The 25,859-nt window shown below is 63.3% G+C and carries 19 protein-coding genes; 10 read left to right on the plus strand and 9 right to left on the minus strand.

What is annotated here, in order from left to right; translation table 11 throughout:
* Positions 1-6: 6 nt before the first annotated feature.
* Positions 7-543, plus strand: coding sequence for a DinB family protein (locus FJW04_RS26630; protein ID WP_140662076.1), 537 nt, complete (start codon positions 7-9; stop codon positions 541-543).
* A 3-nt stretch (positions 544-546) separates the two neighbouring features.
* On the opposite strand, the gene FJW04_RS26635 is transcribed toward FJW04_RS26630, so the two are convergent.
* The 3 genes from FJW04_RS26635 to hppD all read right to left on the minus strand — a co-directional run bounded on the left by FJW04_RS26635 (position 547) and on the right by hppD (position 2,324).
* The gene (locus tag FJW04_RS26635; RefSeq protein WP_015318320.1) at positions 547-924 is read right to left on the minus strand and encodes a type II toxin-antitoxin system VapC family toxin; all 378 of its coding nucleotides are present in this window, start codon (positions 922-924) and stop codon (positions 547-549) included.
* The gene (locus FJW04_RS26640) at positions 921-1,145 is read right to left on the minus strand and encodes a type II toxin-antitoxin system prevent-host-death family antitoxin (protein ID WP_015318319.1); all 225 of its coding nucleotides are present in this window, start codon (positions 1,143-1,145) and stop codon (positions 921-923) included. Before FJW04_RS26640 ends, FJW04_RS26635 begins: the two co-directional genes overlap by 4 nt.
* A gap of 66 nt (positions 1,146-1,211) precedes the next feature.
* Positions 1,212-2,324: a 4-hydroxyphenylpyruvate dioxygenase gene (gene hppD, locus FJW04_RS26645; RefSeq protein WP_140717683.1), complete on the minus strand. Its 1,113-nt coding sequence runs from the start codon at positions 2,322-2,324 to the stop codon at positions 1,212-1,214.
* Positions 2,325-2,460: 136 nt separating this feature from the next.
* On the opposite strand from hppD, the gene FJW04_RS26650 reads away from it, so the two are divergent.
* A complete protein-coding gene (locus FJW04_RS26650; RefSeq protein ID WP_140717731.1) occupies positions 2,461-2,928 on the plus strand; it encodes an Lrp/AsnC family transcriptional regulator in 468 nt (155 codons plus the stop codon).
* Here the strand turns inward: FJW04_RS26650 and FJW04_RS26655 are convergent.
* The 4 genes from FJW04_RS26655 to aztA all read right to left on the minus strand — a co-directional run bounded on the left by FJW04_RS26655 (position 2,925) and on the right by aztA (position 6,073).
* Positions 2,925-3,263, minus strand: a complete 339-nt coding sequence (locus tag FJW04_RS26655) for a TIGR01244 family sulfur transferase (protein ID WP_015318316.1) — start codon at positions 3,261-3,263, stop codon at positions 2,925-2,927. The two genes, FJW04_RS26650 and FJW04_RS26655, sit on opposite strands and share 4 nt — an antisense overlap.
* Positions 3,264-3,412: 149 nt before the next feature.
* Entirely contained in the window at positions 3,413-4,354 is a 942-nt protein-coding gene (aztC, locus tag FJW04_RS26660) for a zinc ABC transporter substrate-binding protein AztC (protein ID WP_140717685.1), read from the minus strand.
* Between the two features lie 31 nt (positions 4,355-4,385).
* Entirely contained in the window at positions 4,386-5,261 is an 876-nt protein-coding gene (gene aztB / locus FJW04_RS26665; protein ID WP_140717687.1) for a zinc ABC transporter permease AztB, read from the minus strand.
* Positions 5,261-6,073: a zinc ABC transporter ATP-binding protein AztA gene (gene aztA / locus FJW04_RS26670; protein WP_015318313.1), complete on the minus strand. Its 813-nt coding sequence runs from the start codon at positions 6,071-6,073 to the stop codon at positions 5,261-5,263. The genes aztB and aztA overlap by 1 nt, the downstream gene beginning before the upstream one ends.
* Positions 6,074-6,293: 220 nt before the next feature.
* On the opposite strand from aztA, the gene FJW04_RS26675 reads away from it, so the two are divergent.
* Positions 6,294-6,638, plus strand: coding sequence for a RidA family protein (locus FJW04_RS26675; protein WP_023773346.1), 345 nt, complete (start codon positions 6,294-6,296; stop codon positions 6,636-6,638).
* A gap of 41 nt (positions 6,639-6,679) precedes the next feature.
* Here the strand turns inward: FJW04_RS26675 and hutC are convergent, their stop codons facing one another.
* Complete coding sequence (gene hutC, locus FJW04_RS26680) at positions 6,680-7,420, minus strand: histidine utilization repressor (protein WP_085986622.1); 741 nt, start codon at positions 7,418-7,420, stop codon at positions 6,680-6,682.
* An 11-nt stretch (positions 7,421-7,431) separates the two neighbouring features.
* A complete protein-coding gene (locus FJW04_RS26685) occupies positions 7,432-8,787 on the minus strand; it encodes a formimidoylglutamate deiminase (RefSeq protein WP_140717689.1) in 1,356 nt (451 codons plus the stop codon).
* A gap of 98 nt (positions 8,788-8,885) precedes the next feature.
* On the opposite strand from FJW04_RS26685, the gene hutI reads away from it, so the two are divergent.
* The 7 genes from hutI to FJW04_RS26720 all read left to right on the plus strand — a co-directional run bounded on the left by hutI (position 8,886) and on the right by FJW04_RS26720 (position 25,786).
* Positions 8,886-10,121, plus strand: a complete 1,236-nt coding sequence (gene hutI, locus FJW04_RS26690) for an imidazolonepropionase (RefSeq protein ID WP_140717691.1) — start codon at positions 8,886-8,888, stop codon at positions 10,119-10,121.
* A complete protein-coding gene (hutH, locus tag FJW04_RS26695; protein WP_140717694.1) occupies positions 10,118-11,659 on the plus strand; it encodes a histidine ammonia-lyase in 1,542 nt (513 codons plus the stop codon). Before hutI ends, hutH begins: the two co-directional genes overlap by 4 nt.
* Positions 11,659-12,477 carry an N-formylglutamate deformylase gene (gene hutG / locus FJW04_RS26700; protein ID WP_140717696.1) on the plus strand — a complete coding sequence of 273 codons (819 nt, stop codon included), beginning with the start codon at positions 11,659-11,661 and terminating at the stop codon, positions 12,475-12,477. Before hutH ends, hutG begins: the two co-directional genes overlap by 1 nt.
* A 28-nt stretch (positions 12,478-12,505) precedes the next feature.
* Positions 12,506-14,176, plus strand: coding sequence for a urocanate hydratase (gene hutU / locus FJW04_RS26705; RefSeq protein WP_140717733.1), 1,671 nt, complete (start codon positions 12,506-12,508; stop codon positions 14,174-14,176).
* Between the two features lie 10 nt (positions 14,177-14,186).
* Complete coding sequence (locus FJW04_RS26710) at positions 14,187-14,765, plus strand: HutD family protein (RefSeq protein ID WP_140717698.1); 579 nt, start codon at positions 14,187-14,189, stop codon at positions 14,763-14,765.
* Between the two features lie 288 nt (positions 14,766-15,053).
* Positions 15,054-23,642, plus strand: a complete 8,589-nt coding sequence (locus FJW04_RS26715; protein ID WP_140717700.1) for a glucoamylase family protein — start codon at positions 15,054-15,056, stop codon at positions 23,640-23,642.
* A gap of 371 nt (positions 23,643-24,013) precedes the next feature.
* Positions 24,014-25,786 carry a glucan ABC transporter ATP-binding protein/ permease gene (locus tag FJW04_RS26720; protein ID WP_140717702.1) on the plus strand — a complete coding sequence of 591 codons (1,773 nt, stop codon included), beginning with the start codon at positions 24,014-24,016 and terminating at the stop codon, positions 25,784-25,786.
* The last annotated feature ends 73 nt before the right edge of the window (positions 25,787-25,859 follow it).

Consider the following 25,859-nt stretch of genomic DNA (forward strand, 5'->3'; position numbering starts at 1 on the left):
TGAGTGATGGACCTGCTGGATCATCTGCGTCGCATGGCGAAGAACAATCTCTGGTCGAACGACCGGCTCTATCGCGCCGTGCTTGCGCTGAAGCCCGGTGAATTCGAGGCCGAGCGCACCAACTTTTTCCCGTCGATCAAGGCAACGCTCAACCATGTCCTCGCGGTCGATCATCTCTATCTCGATTTTCTCGAAGACGGCGGCCTCGGTGCGGCTGCCTACGATGACTTCGTGCCTTTCGATGCCGCGCCCGAGCTTTACCTGGCTCAGCTTGCGGCCGACCGGCGGCTGATCGCCTTCTGCGATGGCCTGTCGAAGGCCGATCTCGATCGCAGCGTCGTCACCGACCGGCGCGAGGACGGCATGATCCCGGAAAAGACCGGCGATATCCTGGCGCACGTCTTCCTGCACGACATCCACCATCGGGGCCAGGTGCATGCCATGCTCGCGGGTACCTCCGTAGCGCCGCCGCAGCTCGACGAGTTCCTGCTCGATTATGACGTTAAGTTGAGAACAGCGGAGGTCGAACGGCTGGGATTATGAACGTCATGCCAGCGCGACGTCATAGAGAGCAAATTGCTTGTCCGCTGTCAGGATGGTGAGATTCTCGACCTGCGCTTGGGCGATCAGCAGCCGGTCGAACGGATCGCCATGGTGGCGGGGAAGACGGCCGACAACATGCGCATGCTGAAACGTGATGGTCAGCGGCTGGAATTGCATTCTCGGGAGTAACGCCGGCAGGTCGTCCGGAACGTCGAGTTTGCCGATCGATCGCTTGATCGCGATTTCCCAAACGCTTGCCGCGCTGGCGTAAACGGTCGCGTCCGATGCAAGGACAGCCCGGTGCTCCTCGCTGAGTCGAGGGTCGTCCTTAATAGACCAAAGGATAATTTGCGTATCGGCAAGAAAGGAGCCGGCAGTCATTTGACGTATTCGTCCCATTCCGGACCGAGTTCGTCAAAATCGTCCGCTATCCAAATCTTGCCCTTTAAGGCGCCAATACGGGGCAGGAGATTTTCGCCGAGGGGTGGCACCAGCCGAGCCGCGATCTTGCCGTGACGTGTAAGCACGATCTCTTCGCCAGCTTGCGCACGGCTGATCAGTTCCGACAGTTTTGCCTTGGCTTCTGCAATGGAAACATTCATGGGCTCGACCTCTTATGACCAAAATTTAGGTCATAATTAGTCGAGCCGCAAGCGGAGCCGGAGAAATTACTCTGCCGCCTGAACCTTGATCACACCGCGCTTGATCTGGTCCTGCTCGATCGATTCGAACAGCGCGCGGAAATTGCCCTCGCCAAAGCCTTCGTCGCCCTTGCGCTGGATGAACTCGAAGAAGATCGGCCCGATCACGGTCTTCGAAAAGATCTGCAAAAGAATCTTGGTCATGCCGCCGTCGACCACACCTTCGCCGTCGATCAGGATGCCATGCTTCTTCATCCGCTCGATCGGCTCGTCATGGCCGTTCACGCGGTCATACGACATGTCATAGTAGGTCTCGGGCGGGCCGGGCATGAATTTCAGCCCGTTCTCCGCGAGCTTGTCGGTGGCGGCGTAGATCTCGTCGGTTCCCACCGCGATGTGCTGGATGCCTTCGCCATTGTACTTCTTCAGATATTCGGCGATCTGGCTGGTTTCATCCTTGGACTCGTTGAGCGGAATGCGGATCTTGCCGCAGGGCGAGGTGATCGCCCGGCTGACTAGGCCCGTGATCTTGCCGTCGATGTCGAAGAAATGGATCTGCTTGAAACCGAACAGATTGCGGTAGAAATCCCACCATTTGTCCATCTGGCCGCGATAGACGTTGTGGGTCAGGTGGTCGAGGAAATAGAAGCCGACGCCTTGCGGCTTGGGGTCGCGTTCGCCCAGCCACTCGAATTCGGCGTCGTAGGCCGAGCCCTTCTTGCCATAGCGGTCGATGAAATAGAGCAGCGAGCCGCCGATGCCGACGATAGCAGGCACGTCGAGCGCCTTGTCGTCGCCTTCGTAAGGCGTGGCGCCCTTCGAGACGGCATGCTCGAAAGCATGCTTGGCATCAACCACCCGCCAGGCCATCGAGGCTGCACAGGGGCCGTGCTTGTCGACGAATTTCATCGCATGCGAGCCGGGCTCGGCATTGATGACATAGTTGATGTCGCCCTGGCGCCAGACGGTGATGTCCTTGGTGCGATGCCTGGCTACCGCCACATAACCCATGCGGGCGAACAGCTCGGCCAGCTTCTGCGGCTCCGCATGCGCGAATTCGACGAACTCGAAACCGTCGGTGCCGGCGGGGTTGTCTTTGCTGATCGTGGCGGGCGGGGCGTCGTGCGGGAAAGGACCCATGATATCCTCCGGAAGCTGCTCGGCCTGAAAAGACCGTCTGAAACCATAATAGCGCGGAGCCGGCGCACGGTGCTTGCATTCAAACGCTTGAAATGGTGATCTCATGCGCGAATCGTGCATGATGAAGGCCAGAGCCATGGATGACGCGCGCATTGATCAGTTCGACCGCAAGATAATGGCGCTTTTACAAGGCGACGCGCGGCTCACCAACAACGATCTCTCCGAGCGGGTGAACCTCTCTGCCTCGCAATGCTCGCGCCGACGCCAGCGGTTGGAGGAGGACGGCTACATCAAGGGCTATCGAGCGGTGCTCGACCGCGACAAGCTCGGTTTCTCGCTGGTCAACGTCATCTCGGTGACACTGGCCACCCACAATCGCGACAATGCGCGCCGCTTTAGCGAATTGGTGGCACGGCTGCCCGAGGTGCAGGAGGCTCATGCGCTGACTGGCGAGATGGATTACATCCTGAAGGTGGTAACGCCAGACCTCAAATCACTGTCGGAATTCGTCAACGGCGTGCTCCTGCCGCACGAATCCGTGCAGCATGTGAAGACGGCGATCGTGCTGGAGACGCTGAAGGAGATCGGCGCGCTGCCGATTTAACCCTTCGACTGCTGGATCAGCCCGTACAGATTGGTACAGCGGGCTCCGGAGCGGCAATAGGCGAACACCGGGCCGTCGAGCTCATCGAGCGCCTCGGCCTGGTCGTCGACATTCTCTCGCGTGATCTGGCCGCTGATCACCGGAATGTAGCGAAAGGCGAGGCCAGCGGCCTCGACCGCGGCCTTGAGCGTGTCCGCCGAAGGCTGTCCCGGCTGCTCATCATCAGGCCGGTTGCAGATCACGCTCTTGAAGCCGGCTTCCTTGATGGCGGCAACGTCCTCGGGCTGGATCTGGCCCGAGACCGAATAGTCTTCGCTGATCTGGCGGTATTCCATGGCTCGTATCCTCGCGATCTCTTTGACGGCAGTCTTGCCACTCCGGGAGGGGGGCGGCAATCCGCATCGAAGGAATTCTCTGCCAAATAGATATTGCGCGCCAGAAAATCCAACCGGGCCGATACGGCCCGGCTGGCCGCAGATCAAACTCAGCTGCCGAGAATGGCGCCTTTGATCTGGCGGATGTTGTTGTGCATCATGTCGATATAGGTCGAGCCAGGGCCGTCGGGCTGCGACAGCGCGTCCGAGTAAAGCGTGCCGCCGACCTTGATGCCGGTCTCGCTGGCAATCTGCTCGATCAGGCGAGTGTTGGTGATGTTCTCGACGAAGATGGCCGCGGCCTTGTCCTGCTTGACCTGCTCGACCAACTTGGCGACATCGGCGGCCGACGGCTCGGAATCGGTCGAGATACCTTGCGGGGCGAGGAAAGTCAGGCCGTATTCGTGCTCGAAATAGCCGAAGGCGTCATGCGAGGTGATGACGACGCGCTTTGCCTCGGGGATCGACTGGATCGCCGCCTTCACTTCGCCTTCCAGCGCGTCGAGCTTCTTGGTGTAGGCGGCGGCATTGGTCTGGTAGCTGACGCAGCCGTCGCTGTCGGCCGCACAGAAAGCTTCGGCGATGTTCTTCACATAGATCCTGGCATTGGCGATCGACTGGAAGGCGTGCGGGTCGGTGACCGTCTTGCCGCCGCCGGTGCCGGCGCCTTCGGCCGCGTCGGCTTCGGCGAATTCAGGCTTGAAGTCGATCGGCGTCACTCCCTTGGTCAGCGTGACGATCGAGGCCTTGGTGGCGCTGGCATCGACCAGCCGCTGCAGGAAACCTTCGAAATGCAGGCCGTTGACCAGCACGATGTCGGCCTTCGCCATGGCGACCGCGTCGGCAGGGCTTGGCTCATAGACATGGGCGTCGCCATCCGGCCCGACAATCGTGGTGATCGCGACGCGGTCGCCGCCGACGTTTTTGGCAAAGTCGGCAATGACCGTAAAGCTGGCGACCACCTTCAGCGGCGCCGCGAAGGCCGATGATGCGCCAAAGGCAGTTAATGTTATAACGCTCAACGTCAGGCCGGCACGGATCGTTTTCAGCATAAGCGGGGTTCCTTCTAGAGGGTGAGGCGGATCAGGCCGTTCTGTGACGGTGATGGATGATGCGACCGCGCAGGATGCCGCGCGTGCCAAACAGGATCGAGGCGAAATAGACGACACCGGCCGACAGGATGATGGCCGGGCCGGACGGCAACGACGCATGATAGGACAAGAGCAATCCGGCAATGCAGGAGGCAAAGCCGATCAGCACCGCCAGCACGCACATCGGCTCGACGCGTGCGGTCCAGAATCGCGCGGCTGCCGCCGGCAGCATCATCAATCCGACGGATAGCAAAGTGCCGAGCGCCTGGAAGCCGCCGACGAGATTAAGCACGACGAGGCCGAGGAAGATGAAATGCACCGGGCTGCCCATGCGGCTGACCGAACGCAGGAACAGCGGGTCGAGGCATTCGGCGACCAGCGCCCGCCAGAAGATGGCCAGGCTGGCCAACGTCACCGCGACGATGCCGGCAATCAGCATCAATGCCTCGTTGTTGAGCGCCAGCACCGTGCCGAACAGCACATGCATGAGATCGACGCTGGAGCCGCGGATCGACACCATCAGCACGCCGATGGCGAGCGAAATCAGATAGAGGGCGGCCATCGAGGCGTCCTCGCGTTGGATGGTGAAGCGCGAGACAGCGCCAGCGCCGAGCGCGACGATGACGCCGGCGATCAGGCCGCCAATGGTCATAGGCAGGATTTCAAGGCCATAGAACAGGAAGCCGGCGGCCGCCCCTGGCAGGATGGCATGCGCCATGGCGTCACCCGACAGGCTCATGCGCCGCAGCATCAGGAAGACGCCGATGGGGCAGGCGCCGAGCGACAGCATTAGCGAGCCGAACAGCGCCCGCTGCATGAAGCCGAAATCGGCGAAGGGAGCAATGAAGAGACTGTAGAGCGCGTCCATCAGGCGGCCCTCGGTCCGGCGCCATGGTGATGGTCGTGATCGTGGCCATGATGATCATGATCATGGCCATGAGCGTGCTCGTCAGGCTCGCACCAGGGGGCGTTCTCTTCCCAGGCTTCGTGGAAGCGGCGCGCGCGCAGCAGGTTCTCAGGCTTCAGCGTCTCCCGGGTATCGCCCCAGGCAACCGGCTGGCGGGCAAGCAGCAGTGTTTCGGGAAAATTCTGGCGCACCAGGTCCAGATCATGGACCACCACCATGATGGTGCGCTCTTCGCCATGCCAGCGCTTGATCAGGGCAATGAGGTCACCGACCGTCTTGGCGTCGACCGCGTTGAAGGGCTCGTCGAGCAGGATCAGGTCGGCATCCTGCAACAGCACGCGGGCAAACAGCGTGCGCTGCAGCTGGCCGCCCGACAGCGTGTCGATCGGCCGCTTCTCGAAGCCGCCGAGGCCGACGGCCATCAATGCTTGGCTGACGGCTTCGCGATCTTCCCTGGTATAGCGGCCGAGCATGCCGCGCTTCGGCCACAGGCCAAGCGAGACCAGATCGACGACGCGGGCGGGAAAGGAGCGATCGAGTTCCGACTGCTGCGGCAGATAAGCTGCCCGCACGCCCGACGCGCGGATGACCTCGCCGGCCATTGGCTTCAGCACGCCGACAATACCCTTCATCAGCGTCGATTTTCCGGAGCCGTTGGCCCCGACCACGGCCGTCAGCGAACCCTTGCGGATCGTGCCATCGAGGTGATGGATCGCGGGATGACTGTTGTAGCCCAGCGTCAGGTCACGGAAGGTTAGGCAGGTCTGGGTCATATCGTTCCGTTGGGAAGTCGAGCCTGGCCGCGATAGTGGCCGTTGGATATGTGATGTTATTACATTAGTCAACAGGCCAATCCGGTGGATTTGCGACCCGGCGGCTCAACTTGCCGTGAGTTTCTTCCGCGCTGGTCCAAGGAGATTTGGCGCCGGCGGCCTTGCCCGAAGCCCACGCCGACTCTAAACAAGCGCAACCCTCAAACGAAGGAACCTCGCAATGAGCATTCGTCGCATCGATGTTGGCCCGCGCATGAGCCAGATCGTCATACACGGCAACACCGTCTATCTGGCCGGCCAGGTCGGCGAGCCCGGCGGCAACGTCGCCGCGCAGACCCGCGACATCCTCGCGACCATCGACGAATTGCTGGCCAAGGCCGGCACCGACAAGACCAAGATCGTCCAGGCGATCATCTGGCTGGCCGACATGGGCACCTTCGCCGAGATGAATTCCGAATGGGACAAATGGGTGCCGCAGGGCCACACACCCGCTCGCGCCACCGGCGAGGCGAAGCTCGCCGGCCCCGAATATCTGGTCGAGATTATTATTACGGCTGCGCTGTAAAGCGGCTGTAGGTGCCGATCTTCCCCAAGCGGGAGATCGGCTTACCCCTGCGACGGCGTGAACCTTGCCACCAGCGTGTGGCTTTCCGCCGGATAGATGAAGCGCACGTGTGTAACCGGGTGCTCCGCGCTCCAGGTGCGGCGCTCCACGACCAGGCAAGGCGCGCCAGGATCGATATCGAGCACGTCGGCGATAGTCTCATCGGCGGCCACGGCGCGTATCCGATGTTCGGCCTCGCTCCACGGCACGCGGCCGATCAGCCATGGACCCGCCGCGATTTCCAGAAACTCTTCGTCCCCGGCTTCCGCGACCGCCGAAAGATTGATCAGACGTTGCTCGAGTGCGAATGGCCGTTCGCCGGCAAAATGAAGGCCTTCGACCGCCAGCACCGAACCCGCGGCGGACAATCCGAGCAACGCCCTGTCCTCCACGTTGCTGCGCCGCCTCAGGCGTTCCAGCCGTTCGTAGCGATAGGGCAGGCCGAGCGCCTCGACCTCGATCCTGATGTCGTGAAGCTCCAGCACCGCTGCCTGCGATTGCGGCTGGCGGACAAAACTGCCCGACCGGCGGCGGCGTTCAATCAGACCTGCCTTGGCCAACTGCGACAGAGCCTTGTTCACCGTCATGCGTGAGCATTTGTATTCGGCGGTCAGCTCATGTTCGAATGGGATACGGTGGCCGGGCGCCCAGGTGCCGGACAGGATCTTTTCGCGGATATCGGACAGGATGCGCTGATGCAGCGAGACGGTCTCGCTGTCGTCTATGTCCGTCCGTTCAGCCATGCTCATCTGCGTTAACCCTCGGAAAGCGCAGTCATCACGCTGCGAAACCGTGCGGCGATAGCCCCGCGCTTGGCGTGTCTGCCAGCGCTGACCTGTTTCTTGCCATGCACCCAGACGCAATCGACCTTGCTGCCATTGGCAAAGATCCAGGCATCGAGGATCGCGTCGCCGGTCTTGCCAGCCAGCGAGGGATTACCGACGTCGAGCGAGACGAGATCGGCGGATGCCCCAGTCGCGATTTGCGAGGCGCCGGCACCAAGGGCGACGCCACCGCCGTCAAGCGCTGCGTCGAACAGGGCGCGGCCTGTTGAGCCGCCGGCTACCGCAAGCACATTGCGGGCGCGGCGCGCGAGGCGCTGCGAATATTCGAGCTGGCGCAATTCGTCGGGCAGGCCGATCAGCACATTGGAATCGGAGCCGATGCCGAAGCGGCCGCCATGCTCCCTGAACAATGGCGCGGCAAAGGTGCCGTCGCCGAGATTGGCCTCCGTGATCGGGCAAAGGCCGGCAATGGCGCCGGTCTTCGCCATGCCGATGGTCTCGGCATCCGTCATATGGGTGGCGTGAATCAGGCACCAACGCTGGTCGACAGCGGCAGCCCCAAGCAGAAATTCGACCGGACGCGCGCCGGACCAGGCAAGGCAGTCCTCGACTTCCCTGACCTGTTCGGCGATGTGGATGTGGATCGGTCCGTTTGGCGCCATGGCGGTGACTTCGATCAGCTCTTCAGGCGTTGCGGCGCGCAGACTGTGCGGCGCGACGCCGACGACAGCTTGATTCAGCGCGCGAACCGATTCACGGCTTTTCTCCACAAGCCGGGCGAACTGATTCACATCGTTGATGAATCGGCGCTGGCCCTCATTCGGAGCTGCGCCGCCGAAAGAGGAGTGGGCGTAAAACACCGGCAGCAGCGTCAGGCCGATACCCGTTTCGCCAGCCGCGGCAGCGATGCGCTCGGCCATCTCGGCTGGGTTGGCATAGGGTTGTCCATCCCGATCATGGTGCAGATAATGAAATTCGCCGACGCGGGAAAAACCGGCCTCCAGCATTTCGACATAGAGCTGCGCCGCCACCGCCTCGACTTGGTCGGGAGTCATCGACAGCGCGAAGCGGTACATCACCTCGCGCCAGCTCCAGAAACTGTCGGCGGAGGGGCCTCGCAACTCGGCAAGGCCGGCCATGCCGCGCTGGAAGGCGTGGCTGTGCAGGTTGGGCATGCCTGGCAGCAGAATGGAATGGCGTTCATCACCGGGCAAGGCGGCGGCTTCAGGCTCCACGGCCGTAATGCGCCCATTGGCAAAAGTGATCCGCACATTGTTGTGCCAGCCGTTAGGAAGAAGCGCCTGTTCCGCAAAGATATCGGTCACTTTTCTCTCCGCTTTCCGGTCTCGTATGTGATGATGGCACTTGCAGTGCGTTTCAATATGTATATACATAATCGCCACCGATTGAAACGGAAAAGATGATGGCCGTAGAGAGCAGCAAAAACCACGCAGGGGGGCTTCGCCTGTGGCGCAATGCGCGTCTGGCGACCATGGCTGAAAATTCTGCCGGATTGGGTATCGTCGAGCATGGTGCGCTCGCCGCGCGCGACGGCCGCATTATCTATGCCGGTCCGCAATCCGAGATGCCCTCGGCCTTTGCCCAAGGCGAGATCATCAATTGCGAGGGCCGCTGGATTACGCCCGGCCTGATCGACTGTCACACCCATCTGATCCACGCTGGCAACCGCGCCAACGAATTCGAGATGCGGCTGGCCGGCGCCACTTATGAGGAAGTCGCCAGGGCCGGCGGCGGCATCGTCTCGTCGGTCAAATCCTTGCGTGCTGCCAGCGAGGGCGACCTGGTTGCCCAGACGCTGCCGCGCCTCGATGCGCTGATTGCCGAGGGCGTAACCACAGTGGAAGTAAAGTCGGGCTATGGCCTCGATCTCGAAAACGAGAAGAAGTCACTGCGCGCCGCGCGACAGCTGGGCAATGAACGCCGGGTGACGGTTCGCACGACCTTCCTTGGCGCCCACGCGCTGCCGCCGGAAGCCAAGGGCGACAAGGATGCCTTCATCGATCTCGTTGCCAAAACGATCCTTCCCGGCGTCGTCGAGGAAGGCTTGGCCGATGCCGTCGATGGGTTCTGTGAAGGCATCGCCTTTTCGCCGGAGCAGATGGCGCGCGTTTTCGATGTCGCCCAGGCGGCTGGCTTGCCCGTCAAACTCCACGCCGACCAGCTGTCCAATCTGCATGGCGCTGAACTTGCCGCCCGCTATGGCGCGTTGTCGGCCGACCATCTCGAATATACCGACGAGGCAGGCGCGGTGGCAATGGCCAAGGCGGGGACCGTGGCGACGATCCTGCCCGGCGCCTACTACTTCATCCGCGAGACCAAGAAGCCACCGATCGGCCTGTTTCGCCAGCATGGCGTCAGAATGGCTGTTGCCACCGACAACAATCCCGGCACATCGCCGCTGACCTCGCTGCTTCTGACCATGAACATGGCGGCCACCCTGTTTGGCATGAAGGTCGACGAATGTCTTGCCGGCGTCACCCGCGAAGCCGCGCGTGCGCTGGGGCTGCTCGGCGAGACCGGCACGCTGGTATCAGGCAAATCCGCCGATTTGGCGATCTGGGACATCGAGCGCCCCGCCGAACTCGTCTACCGCATGGGCTTCAACCCGCTGCATGCCCGCATCTGGAGAGGACAATGACCGAACTGACCCTGAAGCCCGGCAATGCGACGCTGGCCGACTGGCGCGCCATATACCGTGGCGCCGTGCCGAAACTGGACGATGCCTGCCGTCCGAAAATCAAGGCGAGTGTCGAAGCTGTCGCGCGCATCGTTGCCAAGGGTGAGCCGGTCTATGGCATCAACACTGGTTTCGGCAAGCTGGCCAGCGTGCGCATCCCCGCCGACGATCTCGAGACGCTGCAGCGCAACATCGTGCTTTCGCATGCCGCGGGCGTGGGCGAGCCGATGCCCGTTGCCGTTGCCCGGCTGATGATGGCGCTGAAACTTGCGAGCCTCGCGCAGGGCGCCTCCGGCGTGCGCTCGCAGACCATCGAGCTGCTTGAAGCGATGCTGGCCAACGACGTCATCCCGGTCGTGCCGGCGCAAGGTTCGGTCGGCGCCTCCGGCGACCTTGCCCCGCTGTCGCATATGACGGCGGTGATGATCGGCGTCGGCGAATGCTTTACTCCGCATGGCCGTTTCCCGGCCAAGGTTGCCTTCGTCTCGCACGGGCTGGAGCCCGTGACATTGGGTGCCAAGGAGGGCCTTGCGCTGCTCAACGGCACGCAGTTTTCGACGGCCTATGCACTGGCCGCTTTGTTCGATGCCGAGGTGCTCTACCAGTCGGCGCTTGTCGCCGGCGCGCTTTCGACCGACGCGGCAAAGGGTTCCGACGCGCCGTTCGACCCGCGCATTCATCTGTTGAGAAAGCACCGTGGCCAGATCGAGACCGCGGACGCGCTGCGCGATTTGATGGCCGGCAGCGCCATCCGCGAGTCGCACCGGGTCGGCGACGAGCGTGTGCAGGATCCCTATTGCCTGCGTTGCCAGCCGCAAGTGATGGGCGCGGCGCTCGATGTGCTGCGCAAGGCCGCCGATACGCTCGAAACCGAGGCCAATGGCGTCACCGACAATCCGCTGATCTTCGCAGAAGACGATACTGCTCTGTCCGGCGGCAATTTCCACGCCGAGCCGGTGGCGTTCGCCGCCGACATGATCGCGCTGGCCGTCTGCGAGATCGGCTCGCTATCGGAACGCCGCATCGCCATGCTGGTCGATCCCGCGCTGTCAGGCATGCCCGCTTTCCTGACGCCCAAGCCCGGTCTGAACTCCGGCTTCATGATCCCGCAGGTTACGGCGGCCGCGCTTGTTTCGGAAAACAAGCAGAAGGCCTATCCGGCCAGCGTCGATTCCATCCCGACCTCGGCCAACCAGGAAGACCACGTCTCGATGGCCGCGCATGGCTCACGCCGCCTGATCGGCATGGTCGAGAATGCAACCGCGGTGATCGGCATCGAGTTGCTGGCCGCCGCGCAAGGCTGTGATTTCCATCAGCCGCTGGCGTCGAGCGCAGCACTGGAAGCCGTGCGCAAGCTGGTTCGCGCCGAGGTGCCGCATCTCGATAACGACCGGCACTTCCACCCCGACATGGAAAAGGCGATCGCCATGGTGCGCAGCGGTGCGGTTGTGAAAGCCGCGAGCGCGGTGGCACTGCCCTCGATTGCCGGAGCGGCGTGATGACGGCCACCCCTTGGCTCACGGTCACACGCGGCACGGCGCCGCTGCTGGTGTCGATCCCGCACACCGGTATCGACCTCGCCGGCCTCGAAAACCGGCTGGCCTCGCCTTGGCTCGGCCGTCGTGATTGCGACTGGTGGATCGACAATCTCTATGATTTCGCCGCCGATCTCGGCGCCACTGTCGTGCACACCGCGATCTCGCGCACCGTCATCGACGTCAACCGCGATCCATCCGGCGCCTCGCTCTATCCCGGCCAGGCAACCACCGGCCTGTGCCCGACCGAAACCTTCGACGGCGACCCGCTCTACCGCGACGGCGAAGAGCCGGGGCCGTCGGAGATCGACGAGCGTCGGCAGAAGTTCTTTGCACCCTATCACGCCGCCTTGCAGGCCGAGATCGACAGGTTGCGCACCTTGCATGGCAAGATTGTCCTCTATGACTGCCATTCGATCCGCTCGGTGCTGCCACGCCTGTTCGAAGGCACGCTGCCGGTGTTCAATCTCGGCACGAATGACGGCAAGAGCGCCGATCCGACGTTGCAGGCGATGGTCAACCAGATCATGGCCGAAACCGGCGAGACTTTTGTCGTCAACGGACGCTTCAAGGGTGGGTGGATAACGCGCCATTTTGGCCAGCCGCTACAGGGCGTGCACGCGCTGCAGATGGAACTCTCCAATCGAGGCTATATGCGCGAGCCCGAGGGGAAGGGCACGCCGGACAATTGGCCGGTGCCCTACGACGCCGCGTTCGCCGCTCCGATCCGCGCCACGCTGACGCGAATTCTTCAAACCGCCATTGACTGGGCCGGGCACTGACGCGCCGCCTCGTCCGAAAGGGACAATGATGAACAATCCCCGTCACAACATACGCGAAGTGCGCGCCCCGCGCGGCGACAAGCTCAATGCCAGGTATTGGACCACCGAAGCGCCGCTGCGCATGCTGATGAACAACCTGGACCCGGACGTTGCCGAAAACCCCAACGAACTGGTCGTCTACGGCGGCATCGGCCGGGCGGCGCGGACCTGGAACGATTTCGACCAGATCGTTGCTTCGCTGAAGATGCTTGGCGAGGACGAGACGCTGCTGGTGCAGTCGGGCAAGCCGGTCGGCGTGTTTCGCACCCACCCGGACGCGCCACGCGTGCTCATCGCCAACTCCAATCTGGTGCCGCACTGGGCGACCTGGGAGAAATTCAACGAGCTCGATAAAAAGGGCCTGATGATGTACGGCCAGATGACGGCCGGCTCCTGGATCTACATCGGCACGCAAGGCATCGTGCAGGGCACCTACGAGACCTTCGTCGAGGCCGGCCGCCAGCATTATGGCGGCAATCTCAGGGGAAAATGGATATTGACCGGCGGCCTCGGCGGCATGGGCGGCGCGCAGCCGTTGGCCGCCGTCATGGCCGGCGCCTGCTGCCTGGCGATCGAATGCAATCCCGACTCGATCGATTTCCGCCTGCGCACCCGCTATGTCGACGAGAGAGCCGAGACGCTCGACGAAGCCATGGAAATGATCGAGCGCTGGACCAAGGCCGGCGAGGCGAAGTCCGTCGGCCTGCTCGGCAACGCCGCCGAGATCGTACCCGAAATGTTCCGTCGCGGCATCCGCCCCGACATGGTCACCGATCAGACCTCTGCCCACGACCCCATCAACGGCTATCTGCCGAAGGGCTGGACGATTGCCGAGTGGCGCGAAAAGCGTGTCAGCGACCCCAGGGCGGTCGAGAAGGCGGCTCGCGCCTCCATGCGCGAACATGTCGAGGCGATGGTGGCGTTCTGGAACGCCGGCGTGCCGACGCTCGACTATGGCAACAATATTCGCCAGGTCGCCAAGGATGAAGGGTTTGAAAACGCCTTTGCCTTCCCCGGTTTCGTGCCGGCCTATATCCGTCCGCTCTTTTGCCGCGGCATCGGCCCGTTCCGCTGGGCGGCACTCTCCGGCGATCCGAAGGACATCTACAAGACGGACGCCAAGGTCCGCGAGCTCACCCCCGGCAACACCCATCTGCACAATTGGCTGGACATGGCCCGCGAGCGGATTTCCTTTCAGGGGTTGCCGGCGCGCATCTGCTGGGTTGGCCTCGGCGACCGGCACCGGCTGGGTCTCGCCTTCAACGAGATGGTGGCCAAGGGCGAACTGAAGGCGCCCGTCGTCATCGGCCGCGATCACCTCGATTCCGGTTCGGTCGCCTCGCCGAACCGCGAGACGGAAGCGATGAAGGACGGTTCGGACGCCGTGTCCGATTGGCCGCTGCTCAACGCGTTGCTCAACACAGCTTCGGGCGCCACCTGGGTGTCGCTGCATCATGGTGGCGGCGTCGGCATGGGTTTCTCGCAGCATGCCGGCATGGTTATCGTTGCCGACGGCACGCCGGATGCTGCAAGGCGCCTGGAACGGGTGTTGTGGAACGACCCGGCGACCGGCGTCATGCGCCACGCCGATGCCGGCTATGACATCGCCATCGAATGCGCCAAGGAGCACCAGCTCAACCTGCCGGGCATTCTAGGCTAGCGCTGACGTCATGCGCATTCTGCGTGCCACCGATTACCGCGTCATGCCGTGGAAAAACGGCGGCGGTACGACGACCGAGATCGCCGTCTCGCCCGCTGGCGCCGGGCTCGACGATTTCGAATGGCGCGTGTCGATGGCCCGGGTCGAGACGAGCGGGCCGTTCTCCAGCTTTACCGGCATCGACCGCACCCTGTCGGTTCTGGAAGGCGAGGGGATCGTGCTTGACGTCGCCGGCCGTCCGCCCGAGCGGATGACAGCGGCTTCCCAGCCTTTTTCCTTTCCAGCCGACCAGCCGACGAGTGCCGCGCTGATCGCCGGCCCGATTACCGATCTCAACGTCATGACCCGCCGCGGCCGCATGTTGCATCAAGTCGAACGCCTGCCGGTTTCGGCGCCTGTGGAAATCTCGACCGAGGCCTGTTCCACCCTCATCCTTTGCCACAGAGGCCATGCCATTTTCGCCGGCGCCACGCCTGTCCGCCTCGAGCCGCTCGACACCCTGCTGCTCGGGCCGGATGTGCCTATCTTGCGGGTTGAGCCCGCCCCGGATGCGACCCTTTTCGTGGTCCGCATAATCAGGGCCGCCTGACGGGTTTGCCGCCAACGGTTACCGCCTGTTTCCAAACATGATCGTGATGCCGGCGAAATATAGCGTACACTGACGATGGCATCACGAAAAAGCCCGAATCCTCTCCGTCGATCGGTCCCGACGGGAGCGAGGGGCGCTCGTCTTTGAGTTGGTCGAAAGATGACGCTCCGTCGTGGTGCGGAAACAAACTTTCGGCATAGGGGTTGATGCAGCCGATTGCATTTGAACCGGTTTTAGGGCCATTGCCGTGGCGGTGACGCCGCTGAGTGCCCGCTTACGGAATTTTCAATGAATATTCAGACGAATCCAGCCCAGATCGAGAAGACAAGCGCGAGCTTCCCGGCCATCACGGAAGAGCCGATACGATCGGTATTCCTGCCGGAGGAACGGCTCCGGCTGCTCGGCGAGAGCCTGGCCAAGGGCGATCTGACGGATCTGTTCGGCTTGATCCCGTTCGACTTCCAGGCCCGCATCCGTGACAGCGCCAAGAAGATCCTCGAAGTCTACCGGTCGACCAATGCCGCGCAGGGGAGGGGCGAAACCATCACGCCGGCCGCGCAGTGGCTGCTCGACAACAACTATCTGATCGAGGAAACCATTTTCCAGGTCAAACGCGACCTGCCGCGCCGCTTCTACCGGCAATTGCCAACGCTGAAACTGCCCGATGGCGGCACCGTGCCGCGCGCATTGGCGCTGGCCTGGACCTATGTCGCGCATTCCGACAGTTCCGTCTCGGCGACCATGTTCAAGTCCATCGTCCAGGGTTTTCAGTCGGTCGAGCCGCTGAAAATCGGCGAACTCTGGGCACTGCCGTCCCTTTTGCGCTTCGTGCTCATCGAAAACCTCCGCCGCCTGGCGGTCAGGGTCAACCGCACCCGCCAGATGCGCCAGATCGCCAACGACGTGGCCGACAAGGTGCTGGCGACCGACGACAATCCGGACCGGCAGGCGATCCTTGCCAATTTCAGCGCGCATGCACAGGACACCACCTTCGCCACTCAGCTGCTCTATCGCCTGCGTGACGGATCGCAGAATGCCGGCAAGGCGCTGGAGTGGCTGGAAGGCGAACTCGAAAAGACCGGCTCGGATGCCGAGGAAATCATCATTTCCGAGCACCAGACGCTGTCCAGCGGCAATGTGACCACCGGCAACATCGTTCGCGGCCTGCGCCTCATCAACGACGTCGACTGGACGGTGTGGTTCGAAGGCGTCAGCCGCATCGATACCGTGCTGCGCGAGCGCACTGATTTCGCCGCGCTCGACTTCTTCTCGCGCGATCAATACCGCACCGCGATCGAGGAACTGGCACGCCGCTCGAACCTGTCGGAGTACCGTGTCGCCGAAAAAGCCATCGAACTGGCCGGCCATGCTGTCAGCGAAACCGTCCCGGAGAGCGGTGAGGGGGTTGATGCCCAGGCTGCATCCGTTCACACCGATGTCGGTTTCTATCTCGTTGGCCCGCGTCGGCTGGAACTCGAAAAGACGATCGGTTATCGGCCCACGATCAGCCAGATCGTCAAGCGGACCTTCGCCAAGACCGGATGGCTTGGCATCGTCCTGCCCGTCTTCGCCCTGACCGTCCTGCTGCTCGTCCTGTCGGGCAACGCCCTTTCCAATCTCGGCCTGTCGGTTCCGTCCATCGTGCTGATGCTGGCCCTGTTTGCCGTGCCGGCCAGCGAAGGCGCGCTCGCTTTCTTCAACACCGTGGTCTCGCTCTTCCTCAAGCCGACACGCCTGATCGGCTACGACTACAGGCACGGCGTGCCGCCCGAGGCGCGCACCCTGGTGGTGGTGCCGTCGCTGATCGGCTCGCGCGACGATGTCGAGGAAAACATCCGCAACATCGAAGTGCATTACCTTGCCAATCTGGCGGACGAGATCCATTTCGCGCTGCTTTCGGATTGGCCCGACAGCAAGATCGAGATCGATGCGGCCGATACCGAGATCCTCGACTTCGCTCGCGCCGAAATCGCCCGCCTCAATGCGCGCTATCCCTCCGAAGGCGCGCCGCGCTTCTACATCCTGCACCGCCGCCGGCTCTACAATGCCGCTCAAGGGTCCTGGATGGGTTGGGAGCGCAAGCGCGGCAAACTGCACGAACTCGATCTCTTGCTGCGCGGCGACAGCGATACCACCTTCCTGCCGCTCGAAGTGCCGCTGCCGGAAAAAGTCGTCCATGTGATGACGCTCGACGCCGATACCCGCACCACCCGCGATGCGGTATCGAGCCTTGTCGGCAAGCTTTGCCATCCGCTCAACCGCCCGCATTTCGACGCCACCAGGCGTGTCGTCACCGCCGGCTACACCATCCTGCAGCCGCGCATCACCGCTTCGCTCACCAGCGGCGACGAAGCCTCGTTCTTCCAGCGCGTCTTCTCGGCCAATCGCGGCCTTGATCCCTATGTCTTCGCTGTTTCGGACCTCTATCAGGACGTCTTCAGCGACGGGTCCTTCACCGGCAAGGGCCTCTATCATGTCGATGCCTTCGAGGCCGCCTTGCAGGGCCGCATCGAGGAAAACACCATTCTCAGCCACGATCTGCTCGAAGGCGCGCTGGCGCGCGCCGCGCTGGTCACCGACGTCGAACTGGTCGAGGATTACCCGACCCGCTACTCGGTCGATGCCTCGCGCCACCATCGCTGGGCGCGCGGCGACTGGCAGCTTTTGGGGTACATCTTCAACCCGCGCTCCGGCGTTCCGGCCCTGTCGCGCTGGAAGATGGTCGACAATCTGCGCCGCTCGCTGACGCCGATCTTCTGGGTGATGGCGGCGATCGCCGGCTGGACCTTGCTGCCCTTCACGCAGGCGGCGCAGTGGCAGGCCTTGCTGATCCTGAGCCTGTTCATGGCGCCGACCTTCGACGTCGTCAACGCCATCCTGCCCAAGAGCGGCGACCAGACGCCGCGCGGCCATTTCTCGGCGCTGGCGCGCGACGTCGCCTTCGGCACCGCCATGGTGGCGCTGAAGATCGTGCTGATGGCACATAACGCCTGGATGATGGGCGATGCCATCGTGCGCACGCTCTACCGGCTGTTCGTCAGCCGGCAGAACCTCCTGGAATGGCGCACCGCCTCGCAGGCGCACAAGGCCGGCGACAACGATGTCGGCTCCTACTACGGAATGATGTACGGCGCGGTGATCATCGGCTTTGTCGGTCTCGCCATTCCGGTGCTGGCCGATTCCACCGGTGCCTTCGTCGCCTTTTTCTTTGCCTTGTTCTGGATCGGCTCGCCGGCGATCGCCAGCTGGATCAGCCGCTCCGCTGAAACCGAGGATCGGCTGCGCATATCGCAAGCCGACATCCACACGCTGCGCACCGTGGCGCGCCGTACCTGGCATTATTTCGAGAGCTTCGTGACGGCAGAGCATCACAATCTGCCGCCGGACAATTTCCAGGAGAGCCCCGCGCCAGTCGTGGCGCCGCGCACCTCGCCGACCAATATCGGCGTCTACTTGCTCTCGGTCGTCTCGGCACGCGATTTCGGCTGGATCAGCCTGTCCGATGCCATCACCCGCATCGACGCCACCATGACCACCATCGAGAGCATGCCGCGCCATCGTGGCCATCTCTTCAACTGGTACGATACCACGACGCTGAAGCCGCTCTATCCGCTCTACATTTCGGCTGTCGACAGCGGTAATCTCGCCGGCCACCTGGTGGCGGTGGCGGCTGCCTGCGCCGAATGGGCGGAGGCCCCGTCCGTCCACCTGCAGGGCGATTTCGAGGGCATCCTCGATACGGTGACCATCCTGAGCGAAAGCCTCGATGAACTGCCCGACGACCGCCGTCAGTTGCGCCCGTTGCGCCAACGCCTTGTCGATCGCCTCGACGGCATGCGGCGCGCGGTGGAGACGATCAAGGCACAGCCGGAAATGGCCTCCATCCGCACCATCAACCTGGCGGTCCTGGCCGGCGAAATCCGCAAGCTCGCCACCGCCATTCACACCGAAGCCGCATCGCCGCAGAGCGACGTCATCGTAGACTGGACGGCAAGGCTCGAAACCACCTGCGAGGCGCACGTCCACGACGCCCACAGTGACGAGAACGCCGTCGAGGCTCTGCGTGCCAAGCTGCTCACCTTGCGCGAGCGCACCCGTCGTTTCGCCTTCGAGATGGAGTTCGCCTTCCTGATGCGGCCGGAGCGCAAGCTTTTGTCGATCGGCTACCGGGTCGAGGAACATCAGCTCGACGAAAGCTGCTACGACCTTCTCGCCTCCGAGGCGCGGTTGACCAGCCTGTTCGCCATCGCCAAGGGCGATCTGCCGACCGAACATTGGTTCAGGCTTGGCCGCCCGATCGTCGAGATCGGCTTCCAGGGTGCGCTGATGTCGTGGTCCGGCTCGATGTTCGAATATCTGATGCCGCCGCTGGTGATGAAGGAGCCGCAAGGCTCGATCCTCAACCAGACGAGCAAGCTGATCATCAAGCGCCAGATGCAGTATGGCCGCCAGAAGAATGTGCCGTGGGGCATTTCGGAAGCGGCCTACAACGCCCGCGACCGGGAACTGACCTATCAGTACACCAATTTCGGCGTGCCGGGGCTTGGGCTGAAGCGTGGCCTTGGCCAGAACACGGTGATTGCGCCTTACGCGACCATCATGGCGGCGCAGTTCAACCCGCGCGAGGCGGTGCAGAATCTGACCCGGCTGCGCGAGATCGGCGCGCTTGGCCGTCATGGCTATTACGATGCGGTCGACTTCACGCCGCAGCGCGTACCGGAAGGCACCAACCACGCGGTCGTGCTGAACTACTATGCCCACCATTCGGGCATGTCGATCGCCGCCGTCGCCGACGCCATCTTCGAAGGTCGCCTGCGCGATCGCTTCCACAGCGATCCGGTCATTGAATCGGCCGAACTGCTGCTGCAGGAGAGGGCGCCACGCGACATTCCGACCGCGACCGTCCGCACCGAGGCCGACGAGCGCTCCAAGGACGAGACCGAGACCGAGAGCCCTGACACCCGCATCGTGCTCGATCCCGCGCGGGCGTTGCGTTCGACCAATGTGATGTCGAATGGCCGCTATTCGGTGATGGTGACCGCGACCGGCTCCGGCTACAGCCGCTGGGGCGATCTTTCCGTCACCCGCTGGCAGCCCGATCCGGTCGAGGATCGGCTTGGCTCCTACATCTTCCTGCGCGATGCCGCCACTGGCGACTGGTGGTCCGCGACTTCGGAACCCAGGCGCGCGGCCGAGGAAAAGACGCAGGCCCTGTTTTCCGATGACAAGGCGAGCTTCGTGAAGCTGGTCGGCACGCTGCGCTCCGAAGTGGAGTGCATCGTCATCTCCGAGGGCAATGGCGAAGGCCGTCGCATCACGCTCTACAATGAGAGCACATCCGACCGTCACATCGAGGTGACGTCCTTTGCAGAACTGGTCCTGGGTTCGGAAGCTTCCGACAACGCGCATCCGGCCTTCTCGAAAATGTTCGTGGAAACGGAAATCGCCGCCAACAACGGCGCGATCTTCGCCACGCGCCGCAAGCGTGAAACCAGCGAACCGGATGTGACGCTGGTGCATTTCGTCACCGATCCGTCGGGACCGGCGCGTGATGCCGAGGCCGAGACCGACAGGCGCGCCTTCATCGGCCGTGGCCGCACCATCGTCGATGCCGCCGCCTTCGATCCAGGCGCCAGGCTTGGCGGCCATTCCGGCTTCACGCTCGATCCCATCGCCTCGCTGCGTCGTCAGGTGCGCGTGCCCGCCAACAAGAAAGTATCGCTGACCTTCTGGACCGTCGTCGGGGCAAACCGTGCCGAGCTGGAGGAGGCGATAAGCCGGCTAGACCATCAGGAGAGCTTTGCCCGGCAGGCGATGCTTGCCTGGACGCGTAGCCAGGTGCAGACCCGCCATATGGGCCTCAGTCTGACCGACGCGGCCAATGTGCAGAAACTGGCGCGCTATCTGATCTATCCCGACCCGTTTTTGCGGCTGCCGGCCGAGTCCATCGCTTCCGGGTTAGGCAAGCAGTCGAGCCTGTGGCCGACCAGTATTTCGGGCGATTACCCGATCTTCCTGGTCAGGATCGGTGACGTTGCCGATCTCGAGATCGTAGCTCAGGCGTTGCGCTTCCAGGAATACATGCGCACCCGCGGCATGATGATCGACTTCGTCGTCGTCAACGAGCAGGCTTCGTCCTATGTCCAGGATCTGCAGCGCGCGGTCGAGACGCTGTGCGAAAACAGCCGCTTGCGCGGCAAGGAACTCGGACCCCGCCAGCACATTTTCGCGGTGCGCCGCGACCTGATGGAGGAAACCACCTACAAGACGCTGCTCGCCGTCGCCCGGGTTGTGCTGCATACACGTAACGGCACCATCTTCGACCAGATCGAACGGGCCGAGGCGGCCGCGCTGCAGGCGCGCGATGGCTTGCAGCCGGCAGGATTGCCGGGTTCGCGCGAAATCGCGGCGCTCGCACCGCAGATGCATGCATTTGCCTCGCAGGCTGTGGCCGACGTCAGCGCCGATGGCTCCGGCCTTAGCCTGTGGAATGGTTTCGGTGGCTTCGACGGCGACGGGCGGCACTATGTGGTGCGCCTGGCCGGCCGGCGCACGACGCCGCAACCCTGGATCAACGTCGTCTCCAACGCGTCGTTCGGCTTCCACACCTCGGCCGAGGGAGCGGCCTTCACCTGGAGCCGCAACAGCCGCGATTACCAGCTGACGCCATGGTCGAATGATCCGGTGTCCAACCGGCCGGGCGAGGGCGTCTATATTTACGACCAGGCCAGCGGCAAGGCGTTCTCTCCGCTCGCAGCGGTGGTGCGCGATCCCTCGATGACCTACGAGGCCTGGCATGGCCAGGGCTTCTCGACTTTCCGCTCGAAGCGCGGACCGTTGTCGATGGACCTGACCCATGTCGTCGATCCCATCGATCCGGTGAAGATCACGCGGCTGCGCATCCAGAATTCCGGCCCGGTACCGGCTCGGCTGCGTGTCTATGCTTACGCCGAATGGGTGCTTGGCGGGCATCGGTCGCGCACCGCGGCAACCATAGTGCCGTCCCGCGACGGGGCCACCGGCGCGCTGCTGGCGCAAAATCCCTACGGGCTCGATTTCAGCGAGCGGGTGGCCTTCCTCGCCGCCGACACCGGCGTCCACTCGGTGACGTCAGACCGGGCCGAGTTCCTTGGCCGGCACGGGTCCAGCGATCTGCCACAGGCGGTGCTGAGCGGTTCGGCCCTGTCGGGTCGCGTCGAGGCCGGAGATGATCCTTGCGCGGCGATCGCCCGCGACGTCGAGATTCCGGCCGGCGCCGACGTCACGCTTATCTGGCTGCTCGGCGATGCCGATTCCGCGGCGCAGGCGAGCGCGTTGGTGCAGACGCACCGGGGCAAGGATTTCGACCAGCGCCTGGCCGACAATGAGCGCGAATGGCGCGCCTTCCTCGACACCATCCAGGTGGAGACGCCGGACAAGGCACTCGATGCCATGGTCAATCACTGGCTGCCCTATCAGAGCCTTGCCTGCCGCATCCGCGCCCGCTCGGCCTTCTACCAGGCAAGCGGCGCCTTCGGCTTCCGCGACCAGTTGCAGGACACGCTCGCCTTGCTGGCGCATGACCCGAAGCTGGCGCGTGACCAGATCCTCAACGCCGCGCGGCGGCAGTTCCCGGAGGGCGACGTGCAGCATTGGTGGCTGCCGCGGACCGGCGCCGGCGTGCGTACCCTGATCTCCGACGACGTGGTGTGGCTCGCCCACGCCACGGCCCGCTATCTCTTGGTGACCGGCGACGCCGCCATCCTGAAGGAGCAACTCCCATTCCTCGATGGACAGGCACTGGGTGAAGGCGAGCACGACGCTTTCTTCACCCCTGAAATCTCGAAGAAGACGGTGTCGCTCTACGACCACTGCGCACGTGCGCTCGACCTTGCCATCAAGCGCAGCAGTCCAGCCGGCCTGCCGCTGATCCTTGGCGGCGACTGGAACGACGGCATGAACCGTGTCGGCGAACACGGCAAGGGCGAGAGCGTGTGGCTGGGTTGGTTCCTGTTGAAGACGCTGGGCGACTTCGCCGCGGTCGCCAAGACCGAGGGCGACACCAAGCGCGCACAGGCCTGGGCAAAGCATGCCGACGCGCTGAAGCGGGCACTCGAAAGCACGGCATGGGACGGCGAATGGTACCGGCGCGGCAGTTTCGATGACGGTACGCCTTTGGGCTCGCGTACATCGCAGGAGTGCAAGATCGACTCCATCGCCCAGTCCTGGAGCGTGCTGTCGGGCGAGGGCGACCCGGCGCGGTCGACCACGGCCATGCAGCAGGCGACGAAGCTGCTCGTCGACGACCGTCTCAAGATCGTCAAACTGTTCACGCCACCCTTCTCGAAGACACAGAAGGACCCCGGCTACATCAAGAGCTATCCGCCTGGCGTGCGCGAGAATGGCGGCCAGTATACCCACGCGGCGACGTGGTTCGTCATTGCGCTGGCCGAGATGGGGCAGACCGATGAAGCTTATCGCTGCTTCTCGATGCTAAATCCGGTCAACCACGCGTTCGACGAGGCCTCGGCCGAGCACTACCGCGTCGAGCCCTACGTGGTGGCGGCCGATATCTACGCCGGCGATGACAAGGGAGGTCGCGGCGGCTGGACCTGGTACACCGGCTCGGCGGGCTGGCTTTACCGGGCGGCGGTCGAAGGCATACTGGGCATCGAACGGCGCGGCAAGCAGATCACATTCCGGCCGAAGCTGCCCAGCCACTGGGATGGCTACCAGGCTTCACTCAAGATGCTGGGCGCCGAGATCAAGGTCCAGGTCATTCGCGACAAAAAGGCCAAGACGATCTCGCTCGAAGTCAATGGTTCGAAGACAAAATCGACGTCCTTCGCACCCAAAGCTGGTGACCAGACCGAGGTCGTGGTCAAGATACCGGCATGAAATCAACCATTTAGTGATTAGATCGCGCGTCCTCCGGGACGCGCGATGCCGTGCATTGTTTACTTGCGCGCGGGGTGCCGACGACGTTGGCCAGCCGCCCGGACGAAGTCATGCCGGCCTGCCGTGATTAAAAATGTGGCACAGCTCGACCACTGCCATGATTTTGCCGCAAGGCTGACATTTCACCTTTTATCTCAAACTGTTAGGTGATCACGCCAGATTTCGTATCGTCGTCATCTTTTGTTCGCTAAATGGGAACGGAAGAGATAGACGGGCATTGTTTTGCGACGCATCAACCGTTACGTGTCAGGAAATGGTGCGGTGCACAATATTGGTATTGGGCACAATAGAACGTTGGCGGAGTAGCTGAAGTGTCACTTCTGCAGATCTATTGGAGAGCGCTGGGGTATCTGGCTGCCGACAAGAAGCGCGTCGCGCTGATCTGTTCGGCCAACATCGCTCTTGCAGCCATCGCGATCCTTGAGCCGATCATGTTCGGCCGGGTCATCGACGCGATTTCCGCGCACGGTTCGGTTTTCTCCACGCTCGCCGTGTGGGCCGGCCTCGGCGCCTTCAATGTCATGGCTTTCGTCCTGGTAGCGCGCGGCGCCGACCGGTTCGCGCACGCCCGGCGCAGCGAAGTGCTCTGTCAGTCGTTCGAGCGCGTCATCACCATGCCGCTCGCCTGGCATCATCAGCGTGGCACCTCGAATGCCCTCCACACGCTGCTGCGCGCCGTCGAGACGCTGTTCAGCCTCTGGCTCGAATTCATGCGCCAGCATTTGTCGACCGCTGTCGCGCTCGTTCTGCTGGTTCCCACAGCGCTCAGCATGGATGTGCGCATGTCGATGGTTCTCCTCGTGCTCGGCGTGCTCTATGTCGGCATCGGCCGCCTGGTGATGAAGCGCACCAAGGAAGGCCAGGCCGCGGTCGAGCGCCACTATCACAAGGTGTTCGCGCATGTGACGGACTCGGTGAGCAACGTCGCCGTGCTGCAGAGCTACAACCGTCTCGGTTACGAAGCCGAGGCGCTGCGCGGCTACGTCAAGAACCTGCTCGACGCGCAGAACCCGGTGCTCGACTGGTGGGCTATCGCCAATGCGCTCAATCGGCTGTCGTCGACGATCTCGATGATGGTGGTGCTTCTGATCGGCGCTTATCTGGTCACTCATGGCCAGCTGCGCATCGGTGACGTCATCGCCTTCACCGGCTTCGCCACGCTGCTGATCTCACGGCTCGACCAGATGTCGGCTTTCGCGAACCAGATTTCGGAAGCTCGCGCCAAGCTCGAGGATTTCTACAAGCTCGAGGACTCGGCCGCCGATACCGCCGAGCCGGATGGTCTGCGCGACCTTGCCAACGTCACCGGCCATGTCCGTTTCGAGGATGTCAGCTTCGAGTTCGCCAATTCGGGGCAGGGCGTCAGCGACGTGTCCTTCGAGGTGCAGGCCGGCCAGACCGTCGCCATCGTCGGACCGACCGGTGCGGGCAAGACCACGCTCATCAACTTGCTGCAGCGCGTCTTCTCGCCGTCCAGTGGCCGTATCCTGATCGACGGCATCGATACCCGCACGGTGACCCGCAAGTCGCTGCGCCATTCGATCGCCACCGTGTTCCAGGACGCCGGGCTTTTGAACCGCTCGATCGAGGACAACATCCGCGTCGGCCGCGCCGATGCGACCAACGACGAGATCCATGCCGCCGCCACCGCGGCCGCGGCGCAGGATTTCATCCTGGCCAAGAGCAATGGCTACGACACGGTGGTCGGCGAACGTGGCGGCCAGCTCTCGGGCGGCGAGCGCCAGCGCATCGCCATTGCCCGTGCCGTGCTGAAGGATGCCCCGATCCTGGTGCTCGACGAGGCGACCAGCGCACTCGACGTCGAGACCGAGGACCGCGTCAAGGAAGCGATCGACGAATTGCGCCGCGACCGCACCACTTTCATCATCGCCCACCGCCTGACCACCGTCCGCGACGCCGATCTGGTCGTGTTCATGGACAAGGGCAGGGTGGTCGAGATGGGTGGCTTTGCCGAACTGTCGCTGCGCAACGGCCGCTTCGCCAGCCTGCTGCGCGCCGGCGGCCTGCTCAACGACGAGGAAGTCCGGCGCCTCAGCCGGTCGGTGCAGGGCGAGGCCGCCTGAGCCGTTAACGGTTCCGCCTCCTCCCGAATGGGAGGAGGCAAGACCAGAGCTGCGACACCGCCGCTCGATTGCC

The organism is Mesorhizobium sp. B2-7-3 (assembly GCF_006440715.1).
In the GTDB taxonomy this organism is placed as follows: Bacteria; Pseudomonadota; Alphaproteobacteria; order Rhizobiales; family Rhizobiaceae; genus Mesorhizobium; species Mesorhizobium australicum.

What these genes read in the sequence shown, in the direction of transcription:
- hutG (WP_140717696.1), top strand. Translation starts at nt 11,659, where the DNA reads ATGACGGCCACCCCTTGGCTCACGGTCACACGCGGCACGGCGCCGCTG.
- FJW04_RS26640 (WP_015318319.1), bottom strand. Translation starts at nt 1,145, where the DNA reads ATGAATGTTTCCATTGCAGAAGCCAAGGCAAAACTGTCGGAACTGATC.
- hutC (WP_085986622.1), bottom strand. Translation starts at nt 7,420, where the DNA reads ATGGCTGAACGGACGGACATAGACGACAGCGAGACCGTCTCGCTGCAT.
- aztA (WP_015318313.1), bottom strand. Translation starts at nt 6,073, where the DNA reads ATGACCCAGACCTGCCTAACCTTCCGTGACCTGACGCTGGGCTACAAC.
- FJW04_RS26655 (WP_015318316.1), bottom strand. Translation starts at nt 3,263, where the DNA reads ATGGAATACCGCCAGATCAGCGAAGACTATTCGGTCTCGGGCCAGATC.
- FJW04_RS26710 (WP_140717698.1), top strand. Translation starts at nt 14,187, where the DNA reads ATGCGCATTCTGCGTGCCACCGATTACCGCGTCATGCCGTGGAAAAAC.
- FJW04_RS26675 (WP_023773346.1), top strand. Translation starts at nt 6,294, where the DNA reads ATGAGCATTCGTCGCATCGATGTTGGCCCGCGCATGAGCCAGATCGTC.
- aztC (WP_140717685.1), bottom strand. Translation starts at nt 4,354, where the DNA reads ATGCTGAAAACGATCCGTGCCGGCCTGACGTTGAGCGTTATAACATTA.
- FJW04_RS26635 (WP_015318320.1), bottom strand. Translation starts at nt 924, where the DNA reads ATGACTGCCGGCTCCTTTCTTGCCGATACGCAAATTATCCTTTGGTCT.
- aztB (WP_140717687.1), bottom strand. Translation starts at nt 5,261, where the DNA reads ATGGACGCGCTCTACAGTCTCTTCATTGCTCCCTTCGCCGATTTCGGC.
- FJW04_RS26630 (WP_140662076.1), top strand. Translation starts at nt 7, where the DNA reads ATGGACCTGCTGGATCATCTGCGTCGCATGGCGAAGAACAATCTCTGG.
- hppD (WP_140717683.1), bottom strand. Translation starts at nt 2,324, where the DNA reads ATGGGTCCTTTCCCGCACGACGCCCCGCCCGCCACGATCAGCAAAGAC.
- hutU (WP_140717733.1), top strand. Translation starts at nt 12,506, where the DNA reads ATGAACAATCCCCGTCACAACATACGCGAAGTGCGCGCCCCGCGCGGC.
- hutH (WP_140717694.1), top strand. Translation starts at nt 10,118, where the DNA reads ATGACCGAACTGACCCTGAAGCCCGGCAATGCGACGCTGGCCGACTGG.
- FJW04_RS26650 (WP_140717731.1), top strand. Translation starts at nt 2,461, where the DNA reads ATGGATGACGCGCGCATTGATCAGTTCGACCGCAAGATAATGGCGCTT.
- FJW04_RS26715 (WP_140717700.1), top strand. Translation starts at nt 15,054, where the DNA reads ATGAATATTCAGACGAATCCAGCCCAGATCGAGAAGACAAGCGCGAGC.
- hutI (WP_140717691.1), top strand. Translation starts at nt 8,886, where the DNA reads ATGGCCGTAGAGAGCAGCAAAAACCACGCAGGGGGGCTTCGCCTGTGG.